Origin of the sequence: Halomonas sp. E19 (assembly GCF_052439355.1) — a bacterium.
GTDB lineage: Bacteria > Pseudomonadota > Gammaproteobacteria > Pseudomonadales > Halomonadaceae > Halomonas.
Genome location: NZ_JBNFWU010000001.1, coordinates 2,265,966 through 2,282,929 on the forward strand (window position 1 = coordinate 2,265,966; position 16,964 = coordinate 2,282,929).

At 66.1% G+C, this 16,964-nt stretch carries 15 protein-coding genes and 3 pseudogenes; 8 read left to right on the forward strand and 10 right to left on the reverse strand.

What is annotated here, in order from left to right:
- Window positions 1–8: 8 nt before the first annotated feature.
- The 4 genes from ACUDAL_RS11895 to ACUDAL_RS11910 all read right to left on the reverse strand — a co-directional run bounded on the left by ACUDAL_RS11895 (window position 9) and on the right by ACUDAL_RS11910 (window position 5,555).
- Complete coding sequence (locus ACUDAL_RS11895; RefSeq protein ID WP_444679368.1) at window positions 9–1,778, reverse strand: SLC13 family permease; 1,770 nt, start codon at window positions 1,776–1,778, stop codon at window positions 9–11.
- 189 nt (window positions 1,779–1,967) lie between these two features.
- Window positions 1,968–2,174, reverse strand: coding sequence for a cold-shock protein (locus tag ACUDAL_RS11900; protein ID WP_010629501.1), 207 nt, complete (start codon window positions 2,172–2,174; stop codon window positions 1,968–1,970).
- A gap of 200 nt (window positions 2,175–2,374) precedes the next feature.
- Window positions 2,375–4,024, reverse strand: a complete 1,650-nt coding sequence (locus ACUDAL_RS11905) for a GMC family oxidoreductase (protein ID WP_444678278.1) — start codon at window positions 4,022–4,024, stop codon at window positions 2,375–2,377.
- 19 nt (window positions 4,025–4,043) lie between these two features.
- Window positions 4,044–5,555: a CoA-acylating methylmalonate-semialdehyde dehydrogenase gene (locus tag ACUDAL_RS11910; RefSeq protein ID WP_444678279.1), complete on the reverse strand. Its 1,512-nt coding sequence runs from the start codon at window positions 5,553–5,555 to the stop codon at window positions 4,044–4,046.
- A 172-nt stretch (window positions 5,556–5,727) separates the two neighbouring features.
- On the opposite strand from ACUDAL_RS11910, the pseudogene ACUDAL_RS11915 reads away from it, so the two are divergent.
- The 4 genes and pseudogenes from ACUDAL_RS11915 to ACUDAL_RS11930 form a co-directional block, all read left to right on the forward strand.
- Window positions 5,728–6,629 (forward strand): annotated as a pseudogene (locus ACUDAL_RS11915) (LysR family transcriptional regulator).
- A gap of 135 nt (window positions 6,630–6,764) precedes the next feature.
- The gene (locus ACUDAL_RS11920; protein ID WP_444678280.1) at window positions 6,765–7,706 is read left to right on the forward strand and encodes a hypothetical protein; all 942 of its coding nucleotides are present in this window, start codon (window positions 6,765–6,767) and stop codon (window positions 7,704–7,706) included.
- Window positions 7,604–8,497, forward strand: a complete 894-nt coding sequence (locus ACUDAL_RS11925) for an isocitrate/isopropylmalate family dehydrogenase (protein ID WP_444678281.1) — start codon at window positions 7,604–7,606, stop codon at window positions 8,495–8,497. The genes ACUDAL_RS11920 and ACUDAL_RS11925 overlap by 103 nt, the downstream gene beginning before the upstream one ends.
- Window positions 8,498–8,794: 297 nt before the next feature.
- Window positions 8,795–10,731, forward strand: a pseudogene (locus ACUDAL_RS11930) (alkaline phosphatase D family protein); the annotation flags it as partial.
- A gap of 204 nt (window positions 10,732–10,935) precedes the next feature.
- Here ACUDAL_RS11930 and ACUDAL_RS11935 read toward each other — a convergent pair.
- From ACUDAL_RS11935 to ACUDAL_RS11945, 3 genes are all read right to left on the reverse strand, one after another.
- Window positions 10,936–11,676, reverse strand: coding sequence for a zinc-binding dehydrogenase (locus ACUDAL_RS11935; RefSeq protein WP_444678282.1), 741 nt, complete (start codon window positions 11,674–11,676; stop codon window positions 10,936–10,938).
- A 23-nt stretch (window positions 11,677–11,699) separates the two neighbouring features.
- A complete protein-coding gene (locus tag ACUDAL_RS11940; RefSeq protein WP_444678283.1) occupies window positions 11,700–11,873 on the reverse strand; it encodes a hypothetical protein in 174 nt (57 codons plus the stop codon).
- Between the two features lie 115 nt (window positions 11,874–11,988).
- The gene (locus ACUDAL_RS11945) at window positions 11,989–12,633 is read right to left on the reverse strand and encodes an NnrU family protein (protein WP_444678284.1); all 645 of its coding nucleotides are present in this window, start codon (window positions 12,631–12,633) and stop codon (window positions 11,989–11,991) included.
- Between the two features lie 202 nt (window positions 12,634–12,835).
- Between ACUDAL_RS11945 and ACUDAL_RS11950 the strand changes: the two are divergent.
- Window positions 12,836–13,218 (forward strand): annotated as a pseudogene (locus ACUDAL_RS11950) (DUF2243 domain-containing protein).
- A gap of 31 nt (window positions 13,219–13,249) precedes the next feature.
- Complete coding sequence (locus tag ACUDAL_RS11955; protein WP_444679369.1) at window positions 13,250–14,005, forward strand: cytochrome c oxidase assembly protein; 756 nt, start codon at window positions 13,250–13,252, stop codon at window positions 14,003–14,005.
- Window positions 14,006–14,031: 26 nt separating this feature from the next.
- Here the strand turns inward: ACUDAL_RS11955 and ACUDAL_RS11960 are convergent, their stop codons facing one another.
- From ACUDAL_RS11960 to ACUDAL_RS11970, 3 genes are read right to left on the reverse strand one after another with little or no spacing between them, the layout of a single operon-like run.
- Window positions 14,032–15,000 (reverse strand): FAD-dependent oxidoreductase, encoded by a 969-nt coding sequence (locus ACUDAL_RS11960; RefSeq protein WP_444678285.1) that lies wholly within the window; start codon window positions 14,998–15,000, stop codon window positions 14,032–14,034.
- Window positions 14,907–15,272, reverse strand: a complete 366-nt coding sequence (locus ACUDAL_RS11965; RefSeq protein ID WP_444678286.1) for a hypothetical protein — start codon at window positions 15,270–15,272, stop codon at window positions 14,907–14,909. The genes ACUDAL_RS11960 and ACUDAL_RS11965 overlap by 94 nt, the downstream gene beginning before the upstream one ends.
- A complete protein-coding gene (locus ACUDAL_RS11970) occupies window positions 15,257–15,532 on the reverse strand; it encodes an FAD-dependent oxidoreductase (RefSeq protein ID WP_444678287.1) in 276 nt (91 codons plus the stop codon). Before ACUDAL_RS11970 ends, ACUDAL_RS11965 begins: the two co-directional genes overlap by 16 nt.
- A gap of 229 nt (window positions 15,533–15,761) precedes the next feature.
- On the opposite strand from ACUDAL_RS11970, the gene ACUDAL_RS11975 reads away from it, so the two are divergent.
- The gene (locus ACUDAL_RS11975) at window positions 15,762–16,253 is read left to right on the forward strand and encodes a YciE/YciF ferroxidase family protein (RefSeq protein WP_444678288.1); all 492 of its coding nucleotides are present in this window, start codon (window positions 15,762–15,764) and stop codon (window positions 16,251–16,253) included.
- A 101-nt stretch (window positions 16,254–16,354) separates the two neighbouring features.
- Window positions 16,355–16,879, forward strand: a complete 525-nt coding sequence (gene luxS, locus ACUDAL_RS11980; protein WP_444678289.1) for an S-ribosylhomocysteine lyase — start codon at window positions 16,355–16,357, stop codon at window positions 16,877–16,879.
- Window positions 16,880–16,964: the final 85 nt, after the last annotated feature.

Here is a 16,964-nt window from a genome sequence, read left to right on the forward strand (position 1 = left end):
CGGGCGGCTCAGAACGGCCACACCAGAGGAATCAGCGCCAGGGCAACGATCGCCGTCAGCACGTTGAGCAGGCCGCCCACGCGCAGGAAGTCGCCGAAGCGGTAGCCACCGGGGCCGTGCACCATCAGGTTGGTCTGGTAGCCGATAGGGGTGAGAAAGCTGGCCGAGGCGGCAAACATCACCGCCACCACGAAGGGCATGGGGTTGACGCCCAGACTCTCGGCGCTCGCCATGACCACCGGGAAGGTGATCACCGCCGCCGCGTTGTTGGTGACCAGCTCGGTCAGCAGCGCTACCAGCAGGTAGCTGCCGATCAGCAGCAGCCAGGGGTTGCCGTCGGCCAGGCCCAGGGCGAGGCCGGCCAGGGTGGCGGCGGCGCCGGAGCTCTCCAGCGCCGCGCCCAGGCCGAAGGAGGCGGCGATGGTGAGCAGCACCTGGGTATCGAGCCCACGTTTGGCCGCTCCCACCGAGCAGCAGCCGGTGACCAGCACCAGCACCGCACCCAGCATGGCGGCGTTCATCATGCTCATCACGCCGAAGGTGGCGAGCGCTACCACGCCGGCCAGGATGCTCCAGGCCAGCCAGGCCTTCTCGTGCTTGGGACGCGCCTGGCCGTTGACCTGGCTGATCAGCAGGAAGTCACGCGACTGGCGGTGGCGCTCGATGAACGGCGGACGCGCCTCCAGCAGCAGCACGTCGGCAGGCTGCAGGCGCACCTGGCCGAGGTTGCCCGCCACGCGCTCGCCGCCGCGGCACACCGCCAGCACGGCAGCACCGTAAAGGCTGCGGAAGTGGCCGTCACGAATGCGCTTGCCGACGAACTGGCACTGGTCGGACACCACCGCCTCCACCAGGCGCCGCTCCTGGAACTCCTTTTCCAGGCTCGATTCACCGTGCCGCGACGGCCTAAGTCCGCGAATCTGCTGCAGCTCCACGGCGCCGTCGGAGGTACCGGCAAACACCAGCCGATCGCCGCCCTTGAGCCGTTCGCCTGGCCCCACCACGCTGACCACGTTGCCCTCGCGCTCGATCTCTACCAGGAACAGCTCGCGCAGGTGGCGCAGGCCGGCCTCTTCCACGCTGCGGTCAACCAGCGGGCCAGCCGGGTCGACTTCCATCTCGATGGTGAATTCGCGGGGATTCTCGAAGGCCGAGGCTGCGCCACGGCGGGCGGGAAGCAGGCGCGGGGCAATGAAGATCAGATAGAGCACCCCGATCAGCGCCACGGGCAACCCCACCCAGGCGAGGTCGAACAGCCCCATCGCCAAGCTCGGATAGCGCTCCACCAGCAGGCCGTGCACCACCAGGTTGGTGCTGGTGCCGATCAAGGTAACCGTGCCCCCTAGGATGGAGGCGAAGCTGAGCGGCATCAGCAGGCGATGTGCGGGCAGCTGCAGGCGGCGACTCCAGCTCAGCACGGCGGGAATGTAGGTAGCAACGACCGGCGTGTTGTTGAGAAAGCCGCTGAGGGCGGCTACCGGTACAACCAGGCGGGCCAGGGCGATGCCTTCACGCCGCGGCCGACCCAGCACATGGCGAATGATCAGGTCGATGCCGCCGGTCTCGCGGATGCTGGCTACCAGCACGTACATGAAGGCCACGGTGAACAATCCAGTGCTGGAAAAACCGCCCAGCGCCTGGCTCGGGTCGATCACGCCCAAGGTCAGCAGCAGGATCACCGCCCCCAGCAGTACGATGTCGGGGCCGAGGCGCGAGAAAGCCATCAGGGGAAAGACGGCCGTGACCACGGCCAAAGAGATCCAGGCATCCAGCGGCATGTTCATGGGTTCCGTTCACCAAGGAGCCCGGCCATTGTGACGGCAGCCGCATATTCTAAAAAGTTATTTTTAGAAATTCCTAAATGCCAAAAACGAATATAAACCGAAGCAGCACTCACGCAAAAAGGCCCGCTTTCGCGGGCCTTTCTTGCCACCGAGGTGGCACATCAGTTCATGGTGAGCCGAAGCTTAGCCGATGACCTTGATGTTGGAAGCCTGGAGGCCTTTCTTGCCCTGAGTGACGTCGAAGGAAACCTTCTGGCCGTCCTGCAGAGTCTTGAAGCCGTCAGCCTGAATCTCGGAGAAGTGAGCGAACAGGTCGTCACCGTTGTCGTCCGGAGAGATGAAGCCGAAGCCCTTAGTGTCGTTGAACCACTTGACAGTACCAGTAGCCATTATCGTAATTCCTCTAACAGCATTGATTTTCCGGGAAATACCCGAGTTGCAGTGGGCAAAACAAGAAACTTTTCACCGGGAAATCGACGCCGGAGCGTTACGATGACCACTTGCGATGTTCGACTTGCCAACCAACTGCACGCATCTTGCGCTCTTCACTCACCCACGTCAAATACTATTTTGTGTGGATGACGTAATTGTTACCGCCCCGCGAGAATCCAGCCCGCCGCCTTCTCGGCAATCATCAGCGTCGGAGAGTTGGTGTTGCCGCTGGTGATGGTGGGCATGATGCTGGCATCCACTACCCGCAGCCCCTCGACGCCATGCACGCGCAGGTGGGCGTCCACCACCGCCAGGGGATCGTCGCCACGGCCCATCTTGGCCGTGCCCACCGGGTGGAAGATGGTGGTGCCGATGTCGCCGGCCAGGCGCGCCAGGTCCTCATCGCTCTGGTACTCCACACCCGGCTTGACCTCTTCCGGCCGATACTTGGCGAAGGCGGGCTGCTCGGCGATACGCCGCGTGACTCGCAGCGAGTCAGCCGCCACCCTGCGATCCTCCTCGGTGCTGAGGTAGTTGGGCGCGATGGCCGGGGCCTGACGCGGGTCGCGGCTCTTGATGCGCACGCTGCCGCGGCTGGTGGGGTTGAGGTTGCACACGCTGGCGGTGATTGCCGGGTAGTCGTGCAGCGGCTGGCCGAAGGCCTCGAGGCTCAGCGGCTGGACGTGGTATTCGATGTTGGGATGTTCATACTCGTCGCTGCTGCGGGTGAAGATGCACAGCTGCGAGGGGGCCATGCTCATCGGCCCGGTGCGGCGCAGCAGGTACTCCATGCCGATCTTCGCCTTGCCCAGCCAGGAGGCGGCCAGGGTATTGAGCGTCTTGGCGCCGGTGACCTTGTAGACCGAGCGGATCTGCAGGTGGTCCTGCAGGTTCTCCCCTACCCCGGGCAGCTCGTGAACCAGCGGAATGCCATGCTCGGCCAGGAGCCCCGCCGGGCCGATGCCGGAGAGCTGCAGCAACTGCGGCGAGCCGATGGCGCCGGCGGCCAGGATCACCTCGCGTTTAGCGCTGACCCGGCTGACCGTGCCGTTGCGCTCGAGCTCGACGCCGCTGGCACGGGGCTTGCCCTCCGCGGTGTCGAACAGCAGGCGGTGGACCTGGGTGGAGTGCCACAGGGTAAAGTTGTCGCGCTTCTCGCACACCGGACGCAGGAAGGCCTTGGCGGCGTTCCAGCGCCAACCGTCGCGCTGGTTGACCTCGAAGTAGTCGACCCCTTCGTTGTCGCCGCGATTGAAGTCCCGCGTACGCGGGATGCCCGCCTGCACCGCCGCTTCGGCGAAGTCGTCAAGCACCTCCCACTTGAGGCGCTGCTTCTCGATCCGCCATTCGCCGCCGTGGCCGTGATAGTCGCGGTGGGCGGCATCGGCATCGCCGCCCTCATCCAGGCGGTAGTGGTCTTCATGCTTCATGAAGTCGGGCAGGCAGTTCTCCCAGCGCCAGTCGTCATCGCCCACCAGCTCGGCCCAGCCGTCGTAGTCGCGGGCCTGGCCGCGCAGATAGAGCATGCCGTTGATGCTGGAGCAGCCGCCCAGGGTCTTGCCGCGCGGGTAGATCAGCGAGCGGCCGTTGAGCCCCTTGTCCGGCTCGGTCTTGAAACACCAGTCGGTACGCGGGTTGTTGATGCAGTAGAGATAGCCCACCGGGATATGCACCCAGTGGTAGTTGTCGCGACCGCCCGCCTCGATCAGCAGCACCCGGTTGGCCGGGTCGGCGCTGAGGCGGTTGGCCAGCAGGCAGCCGGCGGTGCCGGCTCCCACCACGATGTAGTCGAATTCCTGCTCTGCCATGGGGGCTCTCCCGTCCCACTCATTTATGGGTCGGCATGGCGAACTCTGCGCCTGCGTTGATCGAGTCGGACCAGCGTTGCATGATCGACTTCTGCCTGGTGTAGAAGCGCACACCCTCTTCGCCGTAGGCGTGGGTGTCACCGAACAGCGAGCGCTTCCAGCCGCCGAAGCCGTGCCACGCCATGGGCACCGGGATCGGCACGTTGATGCCGACCATGCCGACCTGGATGCGACGGCCGAATTCGCGGGCCACGCTGCCGCTCTCGGTGAAGCAGCTCACGCCGTTGCCGAACTCGTGGTCGTTGATCAGCTGGATGGCGGTGGCGATATCGGGCACCCGCACGCAGGCCAGCACCGGGCCAAAGATCTCTTCCTTGTAGATGGTCATCTCCGGGGTGACGTGGTCGAACAGCGACCCGCCCATCCAGAAGCCTTCGCCGCAGCCATCGCCGGTGGTGGCGGCATCGAACTCGCGGCCGTCGACCACCAGTTCGGCACCTTCGGCCACGCCCTTCTCGATGTAGCCGGTGATGCGCTGGTGGGCCTGGGCGGTGACGATGGGGCCCATCTCGGCGTCGAGCTCGAGGCCGTTCTTGACCTTCAGCGCGCGGGCACGCTCGGCCAGGCGCGGGACGATCTTGTCGGCCACGTCGCCTACCAGCACCGCCACGCTGATCGCCATGCAGCGCTCGCCGGCGCTGCCGTAGGCGGCACCGATCAGGGCGTCGACGGCCTTGTCGAGGTCGGCGTCGGGCATCACCACCATATGGTTCTTGGCCCCGCCCAAGGCCTGGACACGCTTGCCGTGGCGCGCGCCGTTCTCGTAGATCAGGTTGGCGATGGGCGTGGAGCCGACAAAGGAGAGCGCCTGCACGTCGGGATGCTCGATCAGCGCATCGACCGACTCCTTGTCGCCCTGCACCACGTTGAACACGCCGTCGGGCAGCCCGGCCTGCTTGAGCAGCTCGGCGATCAGCAGCGAGGCGCTGGGGTCGGTGGGGCTCGGCTTGAGGATGAAGGTGTTGCCGGCGGCGATGGACACGGGGAACATCCACATCGGCACCATGACCGGGAAGTTGAACGGCGTGATGCCGGCCACCACGCCCAGCGGCTGGCGCATCGTCCAGTTGTCGATGCCGGTGCTCACCTGCTCGGTGTAGTCGCCCTTGAGCAGCTGCGGGATGCCGCAGGCGAACTCGACGATGTCGATGCCGCGCGCCACCTCGCCCTGGGCATCGGTGAACACCTTGCCGTGCTCCAGGGTGATGGCGCGGGCCAGCTCGTCCTTATTGGCGTTGAGCAGTTCGAGGAATTTGAACAGCACCCGCGCGCGGCGGATCGGCGGCGTGTCGGCCCAGGCCGGGAAGGCAGCCTGGGCGGCGGCAACGGCAGTCGCCACATCGGCGCGAGCGGCCAGCGCCACCTGACCGGAGACCTGCCCCGTCGCCGGGTTAAAGACATCCTGGGAGCGGCCCGACTCGCCGGCCGTCATTTGCCCACCGATATAATGTCCGATCATGTTCTGCGTCATGAGGTCTCCGTCTTGTCGTTGGCTATCTATGGTCGAGTGCCGCGTCATTCGTCGCTTTCAGCGAGAGGCACATGACATTGACCGACTAGCCTACGCTGCCTACGGCAAGGATCAATTGAGTAATTCAAAAGCCAGATATAAGTTACGCTTATATCTTGGAGGGACGACTCGCATGCATGACCTCCCCACCCTGCGCGCCTTCGTGACCGTGGCCCGTGAAGGCAGCGTCTCGCGCGCCGCCGAACGCCTGCACCTGACCCAGCCGGCAGTCAGCCTCAAGCTCAAGCACCTGCAGGAAGGGCTAGGGCTGGCGCTGTTCCAGCGCCGCCCCCAGGGGCTTTCGCTGACCGCCGACGGCCAGGCCCTGCTGCCCGCGGCGGAGCGGGCCCTGGCCGCCATGGCCGACTTCGAGCAGAGCGCCCGCAGCCTGCACAGCACGCTGCGCGGCAGGCTGCGCATCGGCACCATCGTCGACCCCGAGTTCATCCGCCTGGGCGCCTTCCTGCACCGCCTGGTGGAACGCGCCCCGCAGCTCGAGACCGAGCTGCAGCACGGCATGAGCGGCAGCGTGCTGGAGTGGATTCGCCGCGACGAGCTCGACGTCGGCTTTTTCCTCGCCCCGCCGGGAGAGGGCCCGGGGCCGGAAGCGCCGGAGATCGCCCATCGCGAGCTGACCCACTTCGATTACCACGTCGTGGCCCCGCCCGGCTGGGGCAACCGGGTGGCCAGCAGCGACTGGGCGAGCCTGGCCGCCCTGCCGTGGATCGTCACCCCCGCGCGTTCGGCCCACCACCGGCTGCTGCACGGCGTGCTCGACCCGCTGGGCGTGACGCCCCACGGCGTGGCCCAGGTGGACCAGGAGGCGTGCATGCTGGACCTGGTGCGCGCCGGCGTGGGCCTGAGCCTGGCCCGCGACGCTCTGGCCATGGCCGAGCGCCAGGAGCGCGGGCTGGTGGTGGTCGAGGGGTCCGACTGCCCTGCGCGCTGTGCTTCGCCTGGCGGCGCGAGCGCGGCGAGGAGCCCGCCATCGCGGCAGCGCTGGAAGTGCTGGAGAACGTATGGGGGAAGCGCTGAAGCGCATTCCCTACTGCACGCCTTACTGCTTTCTGCGCGTAGCGGTGTGGCCGCACCAGGCGTACCCTTGGGCCAGTCGCGCAGCGCCACGATCACCCAACACAAGCAAGCGTCTACCACAGACAGGGAGCCGTGATGAGCAACAAGATCCGCGTCGATGCCCCTCTCGTCATCCTGCATGGCGACGAGATGGCCCAGGTCGCCTTCGCGAGGATTCTCGAGACCTTCGTGACCTCCCGGCTGGAGATTCCCCTGGTGGAGATCGATCTCTCGGCGGAAAACCGGCTGGTCTCCAACGGGCAGGTGGTGATCGACGCCATCGAGGCGCTGCGCAAGCACGGCGTGGGGATCAAGAACGCCGGCATGACGGTCAACCGCAGCCAGCTCGGCGAGCTGCTCGCCAAGCACCCCGAGATCGACGGCACCCGGCTGCACCCGCTGGCCACCAAGTCACCCAATGGCGCCATCCGCAAGGGCATCGGCGGCAACATCACCCGCGAGGACATCGAGTTTCGCAACCTCAAGTTCTCGCGCCCCGAATGGATCGGCCGCGACATCGTGGTCGACACCATGGAGTTCGGCGGCATCAAGGACAGCTACAACGAGCTCTCCCGGGCGACCGGCGTGGTCAAGCTGATGTTCGTGGGGGCCAGCGGCGACCCGGTGGAGCTGCACCGACGCGAGGTCAACAAGGGCGACCCCTGGCTCCTGGCCACCAACGACCTGGAGGAGGTGAAGGCGTGGGCCCACCGCTTCTTCCAGCGCGCCATCGGCGAGAAGCGCGACATCTACCTGGGCCTCAAGGATACCGTCATCGCCGGCTACGACGGCGTGATGCGGGCCGCCATCGAGGAGATCTTTGATCGCGACTACCGCGAGCAGGTCGAAGCGCTGGGGCTCTCCTATCACTACGAACTGATCGATGCCCAGGCCGCCCGCCTGGTGGCCAATCCGCCGGAGCGCGCCCTGTGGGGGTGCCGGACAACACCACCGGCCGCAAGCTCTACAAGCTGGTGGAGCAGCTCAAGCGTTATGGTATTCCCGACCGCAAGGTCCAGGTCTCCATCTCGCGCATGAGCGCCGGCGGCGGTGACCAGTACGGCAGCTTCAACGCCCCGGCCGAGGAGGATGGCATCCTCAAGGTGATCATCGACGGCGAGGAGAAGCACGCACGCCGGGTCAGCAAGGGCGACCCCATCCTGCTGATGTCCAACGACCATGCAGCGATCAAGGACTGGGTGCTGCAGGTTTTCCGCGACGCCTCGCGCAAGGACAAGGAGGTCTACTTCGGCCTCAAGCGCGAGTACATGGAGTACGACGAGGTATTCAGCACGGTGATCACCGACGTGCGCCGCGAGCTGGCCCAGGGCGGCACACCGCCGCCGTCCTTCATGATCATGCGGCCCTCCAGCCAGCTCATCAAGATGATTACCGACCCACCGCGCAATGCCCTATACCCGGCCCAGAACCTGGACGGCGACATCTTCTCGGACATCTCCGCGGCGCTGGGCGGCAGCCTCGCCACTGCCAGCTCCATCATCGAGAGCAAGGACGGCACCATGCTCTTCGAGGCGCCTCACGGCACCGCCCACGACCTCTACCTGAAATACCTGGAAACCGACGGCAAGGAGGCGCACTTCAACTCATCGGCGCTGCTCTTCGCCGTGGCCAATGCCCTGGAGACCCTGGGCGAGCGCGAGGAGAACGATGCCCTGGTCGACTATGCCCACCGCCTCAAGGCGGCGCTGATTGACACCGTTGACGCCGGCATCATCACCGGCGACCTCAAGGGCAAGACCCACGACCCGCAGAACGAGACCCTGGTCGACATGAACGGCTTCCTCGACGCCGTCGCCAGCCGCCTGTAGCGCCGCGCCCGAAGGCCGCCCACGCGCGAGCCATCATTTCTATCCCAGCGAAAAGCCCGCCGGAGAGTACCCGGCGGGCGTTGACGATGACACCCTGCCGCGCCGGCTTGCCCGATGCTGGCGTTAGCGTTCATGCTGCGTTCATGCCGGACCCGGCATTCCTTGGCCGCTTGACGCTACGGTTTCGCCCCGCTTCCCGGGTTCATGGCTCGCCGCCCAGCGCAGGCGCGCCCCGGACCCGCCGGGGCTGGCTGCCGTCGAGCCCGCTTCGCTAGCGCCGCCAGGTCTCCGATGATCATGCCACTGCGATATGGAGCTAACTTGAACGGCACCCTCTGCAACGAAGTCCCGCTTCCTGCAGTCCTGGCCGGCCCGCTGCTGCGGCGCCTGTCGCCCGAGCGCCTGGTGCTCTGGCTGGCCACCACCCGCCGCCTCGAGCTGACCCTCGTCCTCACCCCGGCGGGTGAGGCAACCCGGTGGCTCACCCTGGACGAACACTGCCGGTGCCTGCCCGTGGGGCGCCACGCCTGGCTGCACCTGATCGACCTGCCGCTGGAAACACCGCTGCCCCGCGACAGCCTGATCACCTACGACCTCGGCTTTCGCGACGCAGGCCTGGCGCGGGGAATCGCCGACTGGGGGCCCCACCTGCTCGATACCGACGGCGAGCTGCCCAGCTTCGTGCTGAGCAGCCGCCACCACCGGCTGCTCCATGGCTCCTGCCGCAAGCCCCACCACGATGGCCCCGATGGCCTGGTACGCGCCGAGGCCTGGCTGGCGGAAAGGCGCCACCAGCCCGACGAGCGCCCCGCCTGGCTGCTGATGACCGGCGACCAGATATACGCCGACGACGTCGCCGGCCCGATGCTGGTGGCCATCCATGCGCTGATCCGGCGCCTGGGACTGTTCGACGAGCCGCTGGAGGGCGCCGTGGCGACCGACAGCCGCGCCCTTCACGGCGAGGCCGCCCACTACTATGCCCGCGAGTCGCTGCTGCCCGACGTCGAGAGCAGCAAGAACCTGCGCGAGCGCTTCTTCGGTGGCGTGCGCAAGCCGGTGTTCACCTCGGCCAACGCCCACAACCACCTGGTCACCCTGGCCGAGATGGTGGCCATGTACCTGCTGACCTGGTCACCGACGCCCTGGCGGTTGATCGAGATCGAAGCGCCCCCGCTGGCGGAGACGCAACGCGCCCTGTTTCAGCAGCAGCAGGCGGTCATCGAACGCTTCGTGCAGGGCATGCCGGCCTGCGCGCGGCTGCTGGCACGCCTGCCGACGCTGATGATCTTCGACGACCACGATGTCACCGACGACTGGAACCTCACCGCCGACTGGGAGAGCACCGCCTATGGCCATCCCTTCTCCCGGCGCATCATCGGCAACGCCCTGATCGGCTACCTGCTCTGCCAGGGCTGGGGCAACGACCCGGGCCGCCTGGCCGAGCCGCTCGACGAATGTGCCCGCCTGCTGGAAGCCGCCGCCGCGAACGACGGCTGGCTCGACGGCGAGGCCCTGGACACCCTGATCCGCCGCCTGCTGCGCTTCGAGGGCTGGGAGTACCGGGTGCCCGGCGAACCACCGCTGGTGGTCCTCGACACCCGCACCCGACGCTGGCGCAGCGAGCACAGCCCCAGGCGCCCTTCGGGGCTGATGGACTGGGAGGCCTTGAGCGAACTCCAGCAGGCGCTGCTCGACCACCGCTCGGTGATCATCGTCTCGCCGGCGCCGATGTTCGGCGTCAAGCTGATCGAGGTGGTGCAGAAGCTCTTCACCCTGGCCGGCAAGCCGCTGATGGTGGATGCCGAGAACTGGATGGCCCACCGCGGCGCAGCCAGCGTGCTGCTCAACATCTTCCGCCACTCGCGCACCCCGGGGAACTACGTGGTCCTCTCCGGCGACGTGCACTACTCCTTCGCCTACGACATCCGGGTGCGCCATCGCCGGCAGGGACCGCACCTGTGGCAGATCACCTCCAGCGGTATCAAGAACACCTTCCCCGACACCCTGCTCGACTGGTTCGACCGCCTGAACCGCTGGCTCTACGCGCCCTGCTCGCCGCTCAACTGGTTCACCAAGCGCCGGCGCCTGGCCATCACCCCCGCGACCCGGACCGTGCCAGGGCCGGCGAGCGGCTGTGGAACGGCTGCGGGATCGGCCTGGTGGACTTCGACGACCAGGGCCGACCCCGCGAGATTCGCCAGCTCGACGCCCGCGGCTTCGATGTCCGCTTTCCCTTGGCGACTCAGCGACGACGGCCGACGCCGCCGCCTCGGTACGAAAAGAAACGGCCCGCAGGGCTCAACTTGCCTGAATGGCGACCTTCAAGACCCCATCGCGCTGGTGGGAGAAGAGATCATAGGCCGCGACGATGTCCTCCAGGGCGTAGCGGTGGGTCACCATGGGGCCGAGGTCGATGCGCCCGGTTTCGATCACCTGCATCAGGCGGCGCATGCGCTCCTTTCCGCCCGGGCACAGCGAGGTAATGATCTTGTGGTCGCCCAGGCCGGCGCAGAAGGCACCGAGGGGAGGGAGAGGTCGCTGGAGTAGACGCCCAGGCTCGACAGGGTGCCGCCCGGCTTGATGACCCGCAGCGCTGCCTCGAAGGTGGACTGCAGCCCCAGCGCTTCGATGGAAGCGTCCACGCCCCGCCCGCCGGTGAGGCGCAGGATCTCCTCGACCACGTCGACCTTGCGAAAATCGAGGGTAATGTCGGCGCCCATCTGGCGTGCCATGGCCAGGCGCTCGTCGACGCCGTCCACGGCGATGATCAGCCCGGCGCCACGCAGCCTGGCCCCGGCCGTGGCGCACAGCCCGATCGGGCCCTGGGCGAACACCACCACGCTGTCGCCGATCTTGATGCCCGCGGACTCGGCGCCGGCAAAGCCGGTCGACATGATGTCGGGGCACATCAGCACCTGTTCGTCGCTGAGGCCGTCGGGCACCGGCGCCAGGTTGGCCTGGGCATCGGGCACCAGCAGGTATTCGGCCTGGGCACCGTCGATGGTGTTGCCGAAGCGCCAGCCGCCCATCGGCTTGTAGCCGTGGGCATGGTGCCCGCCATCCTGGGCGCTGCAGCCATCCTGGCAGGCGTAGGAGGTGAAGCTTGGGCATATGGCGCCGGCGATCACCCGCTGTCCTTCCTGGTAACCCTGAACGTTGGCGCCCAGCTTCTCGATCACGCCGACCGGCTCATGGCCGATGGTCAGGCCCCGCTCGACCGGGTACTCCCCTTGAGGATATGGATGTCGGTGCCGCAGATGGTCGTGGTGGTGACGCGCACCAAGGCATCGTTGGGGCCAATCTCGGGAATGGGCTTGTCGTCGATTTCGATGCGGCCAGGCTCAACGAAGATCGCGGCTTTCATCATGGCAGGCATGGTCGTTCCTCGGATCGTGAAGCCGGCAACCGGCGACTCTCCTAGCTTTGACCATGCGCTGCCATGCCGCCTTGATTTAAATCAACGTCATTTTCACCGCAGGGACACGCGCTGATTACATCACCGGCACACCGGTGATCCATACGTGCAGATGGAAGGCAAAGAGGTAGTAAGCGATCAGGCCGCCGACGACCGCAATGGCGGTGCCGACCGGACGCGGTGCGACGGACGGGCTGGGCTGGCGGCGGCGAGCAGAGCGAAAGTCGAGCACGGCCCACAGCAGGAAGGCACCGAAGAAGATGATGTCGCCCAGCCTGCCATTGGCCAGCAGATGCCCGAATGCCCACAGCTTGACGGCCAGCACCATGGGGTGGCCCAGCTTGGCCTTGATGTGATTGTTGGGCACATAGGCGGCCACCAGCAGGATGAATGCCGGGATCATCAGCAGCGCCACGGCATGGCGCAGCCCCATCGGCGGGAACCATACCCAGGTGGGGTCGAGCCGCATGCGCCCATAGCCCCAGATGGCCACCGCCAGGCCGAACAGAGACACCAGGGAAAACAACAGCTTCCAGCGCTGCTCGCCCAAGCGCTGGACCTGGGCGGTGCGCCAGTCTTCGGCAACGATGCGTACGGAGTGCGAGCCAAGAAAAATCACGAGGCCTAGGATCATCACGAGCATGGGTGGCTTCCTGTGCAGTGCAGATGGATACGGCGGCTTTGCGGCGACCGGCAGTGAAACAGTGTGCAGCTTAACCACACCGGCGGGTGACACCAACCTTCGTTCGCCGCGCACGGCGCCGCCGGAGCGGGCACCGGCTTGCAGGGTGACGCGGCTGGCCTACTTTTGAGAGACGTCACCAAGCGCAAGGATGCCCATGCCGACTTCCCTGACCCCACCGCCCAAGGAGACGGCCGCTCGGCGGTCACTGTGGTCCGCTGCCTTGGTCGGCGCCGGCATCATGGCCGGTATCGACGAGATCGTCTTCCATCAATTGCTGCAGTGGCATCACTTCTTCGACCATGCCACGCCGACCGTCGGCATCGTCTCGGATGGCCTGCTGCATGCCGCAGAGCTGCTCGCCATCGTGGTCGGCGCCTTCTTGCTGATCGACCTGGCACAGCGGCGCAGGCTGGCGACGCACTGGGCCTGGGCAGGTTTTTCCTCGGCATGGGCGGCTTCCAGCTCTTCGACGGAATCGTCAGCCACAAGCTGCTGCGCATCCACCAGATCCGCTACGGGGTCGACCTGTTCGCCTATGACCTCGCCTGGAACCTCTCCGCCCTGGCGCTGCTGCTGGTAGGCGCATGGCTCTATCGGCGTGCCAGGCGGCTGGATCGCTGACCATGCACACCGACGAGACCGCGCTGCTGGCCTGGCTGCCCCTTGCCCTCGCCGGCCTGGTCACCGTGGCCTACCTGCTGGCCGCCCGGCGACAACGGCGGCGAGGCAACCCTGGAGCCCCTGGCGCAGCGCCTTCTTCGTCCTGGGCAGCCTGCTGGTTATCCTGGCCCTGGCGCCTCCCATGATGAGCCGGGCGCACCACGAGCTGAGCGGCCACATGGCCCTGCACCTGGTGATGGGCATGCTGGCGCCGCTGGCCTGGGTGCTGTCCGCCCCCGTGACGCTGCTGTTGCGCACGCTGCCGCAGCCGGCGGCGCGCCGAGTCGCCGCCTGGCTCGGCAGCGTACCGGTTCGCGTCGTATCGCATCCGCTGAGCGCCCTCATGCTCAACATCGGCGGCATGTACCTGCTCTACCTCACCCCGCTGTATGCCCTCTCGCTGCACCACGCCCTCCTGCACCACTGGGTTCACCTGCACTTCCTGGTGGCGGGCTATCTCTTCTGCTGGGCGATCCTGGCAGCTCCCGATGCTTCGCCCCACCGGCTCAGCCTGCACTTTCGCCTGGGGGTGCTGTTCCTCTCCATGGCCGCTCACGCCCTGCTGGGCAAGCTAATGTACGGCTACCACTGGCCACGCGGCACCGGCCACAGCGTGGCGGAGATCCAGGCCGCCGCCCAGTGGATGTATTACGGCGGTGACCTGGCCGAACTCCTGCTTGCAGTGGCACTGCTGGCGCTCTGGCTGCGCACGCCACCCGAACGCCGCCAGGGCTTGCTCACCCGCTGAAGGGCGCCGCGCCGGCTGAGGTACGCTCAGCCTTGCCGATCGCCGTTGTTGTACTTGCGCTCCAGCGCATGAAAGGCAGGCCCTTCCAACACCTCCCCGTCGATATCGAAGCGGCTGCCATGGCAGGGGCAGTCCCAGGTCGATTCGGCGCCGTTCCAGTGCACGATGCACTTCATGTGCGGGCAGACCGCCGACAGCACCTTTAGCTCGCCGGCGCTGTTGCGGTGAATGGCCAGCTTCTCGCCATCTACCGTGGCCACCCGCCCTTCGCCGGCGACAATATCGTCGAAATCCTCCAGCTTGGCCGTGCCCAGGTAGTCCTTGACCATGTGCTTGGTGACCGTGGCGTTCTCCTTGGCGTACTGCAGCGCCGACTTTCCGGGCGTGATACGCCGGGCGCCGAAGCGCGCCGCCCAAGGGCTATCGCTGCCCATAACCTGGTCGGCGATGATTTGGCCGGCCAGCGTGCCCCACACCAGGCCGTCGGCGGCGAAGCCGGTGGCCATGTAGAGATGGTCATGCCCATGCACGCGACCGATGTAAGGCAGCCCATCGGGCGAGCTGTACTGCTGGGCGGACCATTGGTGGGTGAAGGCGGCGATATCGAAATGCGCCGAGAGGTAGTCGCGCAGCTGCTGGTAGTGGTCCGCGTGGTGCTCACCCGTCTTGTGCTTCTCGCCGATCACGATCAGGTAGCGCTCGTCCTGGTAATGGTAGCTGCGCAGCGAGTGGAAGGGGTCCAGCACCCAAAAGATGCCTTCCGGATAGTCGCCGCTGCGCAGGCGAGCGGCCACCGCGTACTCCCGCGACACCAGCATGCCTGCCTGCAGCAGGTTGATGCCCTTGGGAGTGTGGGTGGCAAAGACGATCTCCCGCGCCGTCACCTGGCCACGGTCGGTCGTCACGATACCCTGCCTGGCATCCACCGCCCTAACCGGCGTGTGCGGGTGCACCACCACGCCTTGACGGATCGCGGCATTGGCCAGCCCCTGCACGTAGTGCAGGGGTTGAACTGCGCCTGATTGGAAATGCGAATTCCCCAGTTGTCGAACGGCAGCGCCGTGGCATCGACCCGTTCGGCATCGAGCCCCGCGCTGATCAAGGCGTCCAGCTCGTCGTTGAGGTCATGCTGGGTGCTCTGGCGATCGTCATTGAGCAGGCGAAAGGCCGGTTGGCGCTTGAACTGGCAATCAATGCCCAGCCGATCCACCATAGCTTCGATGTCGTCCACCGCCTCGGCGCGGGCCTTCACTACCTCACGGGCCACCTCATCACCCCACTTGCGGCGAAGCGGCGCCTGCCCGGACGCCAAGGTGGCATAGAGATTTCCGGTAGAACCCCCGTGACTCCCGCCCCGACCGACAGCGCCTCCAGCACCATCACATGCTGTCCGGCCTCGGCCAGCGCCATGGCAGTGGTCAGGCCGGTAATGCCAGCCCCGATCACCACGACATCGACCGACATGTCCCGATCCAGCGGTGCGTACTGCGCCACACCCTTGCTGCCCAGTTTCCAGATGGCATCCATTCGTATCTCCCTTCAATACCTGCGAGCGTCCTGTGCTGACACAATTTATAGAAGCAAGCGCCGGGGGATGCGAACCGGATGCGGCAGCAGCGCGGCGGCCGGATCCGGCAAGCATTGCAGTTCCCTACATATCTTCGCCAAACGGCAAAGAACGTGACGCGATGCGCCTGCTACGTTAGGTGGACCGTGAAGGAAAACGGACGTTGTTCAACGTAAGAGGAGGCACCTCATGGTCATCAAGAACGCTCAGGAACTGTTTATCCGCCTACTGTCCGAGGCCAACAGTGCCGAGAAGCAAATGACGCGCGCGCTGCCCAAGATGGCACGGGCCGCCGACGACCAGAAGCTGGTGGAAGCCTTCAAGGAGCACCTTGAGGAGACCCAGGGCCAGCTGGAGCGCATCGAACAGGCCGCCGATTCGATTCCCGAAGTGCGCGTGAAGCGCCTCAAGTGCCATGCCATGGAGAGCCTGATCCAGGAGGCCGAGGATCTGGTCGATGCCACCGAGAAGGGGCCGGTTCGCGATGCCGGGCTGATCGCTTCCGCCCAGAAGGTCGAGCACTTCGAGATCGCCGCCTACGGAACGCTCTGCGAACTGGCCGAACAACTGGGCCATACGCAAGCCAAGCAGATCCTGGCCGAAACGCTCAAGGAAGAGAAGGCGGCTGACGACAAGCTGAGCAAGCTGGCCAAGATGGATATCAACAGGAAGGCGGGCTGAACAGGCGCTTGAGAAGGCCGCCGCCTTGCGCAGGCGGCCATTGCGACGTCATTCTGCTACCATGAAGGGCTTCGCAACCTGGCTGGAAGAGAGAGTCGAGCATGCCGTTACTGGATAGTTTCACCGTCGACCACACGATCATGAACGCCCCGGCGGTCCGCGTCGCCAAGACCATGACATCGCCTTCCGGCGACACCATCACGGTGTTCGACCTGCGCTTCAACAAGCCGAACGAAGACATGATGGGCGAGAAAGGCATCCACACCCTGGAGCACCTGTTCGCCGGGTTCATGCGCAACCACCTCAACGGCAGCGACGTGGAGATCATCGACATCTCCCCCATGGGCTGTCGCACGGGCTTCTACATGAGCCTGCTGGGCAGCCCCAGCGAGAAACGCGTCGGCGACGCCTGGCTTGCCGCCATGCAGGATGTGCTGAACGTCAAGCGGATGGAAGACATTCCGGAGCTCAACGAGTACCAGTGCGGCACCTTCGTGATGCACTCGCTCGAAGAAGCCCAGCAGATCGCCAGGGGCATCATCGAGCGCGGCATCGGCGTCAACCGAAACGAGGAGCTCGCGCTGAGCGCAGAACAGCTGCAGGCACTCGGCAACAAACCCAGCTGACCGAGACCCCCACAGCGGCCAAAGGGGCGAAATGCCCCTCTACTGGTCTCTAGCGAGCGCCGGGACATGCCTTTCTTACTGACCG

Bases quoted from the DNA above. Each gene is read 5' to 3' on its own strand.
- ACUDAL_RS11895 (WP_444679368.1), bottom strand. From the start codon at position 1,778: ATGCCGCTGGATGCCTGGATCTCTTTGGCCGTGGTCACGGCCGTCTTT.
- ACUDAL_RS11900 (WP_010629501.1), bottom strand. From the start codon at position 2,174: ATGGCTACTGGTACTGTCAAGTGGTTCAACGACACTAAGGGCTTCGGC.
- ACUDAL_RS11905 (WP_444678278.1), bottom strand. From the start codon at position 4,024: ATGGCAGAGCAGGAATTCGACTACATCGTGGTGGGAGCCGGCACCGCC.
- ACUDAL_RS11910 (WP_444678279.1), bottom strand. From the start codon at position 5,555: ATGACGCAGAACATGATCGGACATTATATCGGTGGGCAAATGACGGCC.
- ACUDAL_RS11920 (WP_444678280.1), top strand. From the start codon at position 6,765: ATGAGCAACAAGATCCGCGTCGATGCCCCTCTCGTCATCCTGCATGGC.
- ACUDAL_RS11940 (WP_444678283.1), bottom strand. From the start codon at position 11,873: ATGCCTGCCATGATGAAAGCCGCGATCTTCGTTGAGCCTGGCCGCATC.
- ACUDAL_RS11970 (WP_444678287.1), bottom strand. From the start codon at position 15,532: ATGGATGCCATCTGGAAACTGGGCAGCAAGGGTGTGGCGCAGTACGCA.
- ACUDAL_RS11975 (WP_444678288.1), top strand. From the start codon at position 15,762: ATGGTCATCAAGAACGCTCAGGAACTGTTTATCCGCCTACTGTCCGAG.
- luxS (WP_444678289.1), top strand. From the start codon at position 16,355: ATGCCGTTACTGGATAGTTTCACCGTCGACCACACGATCATGAACGCC.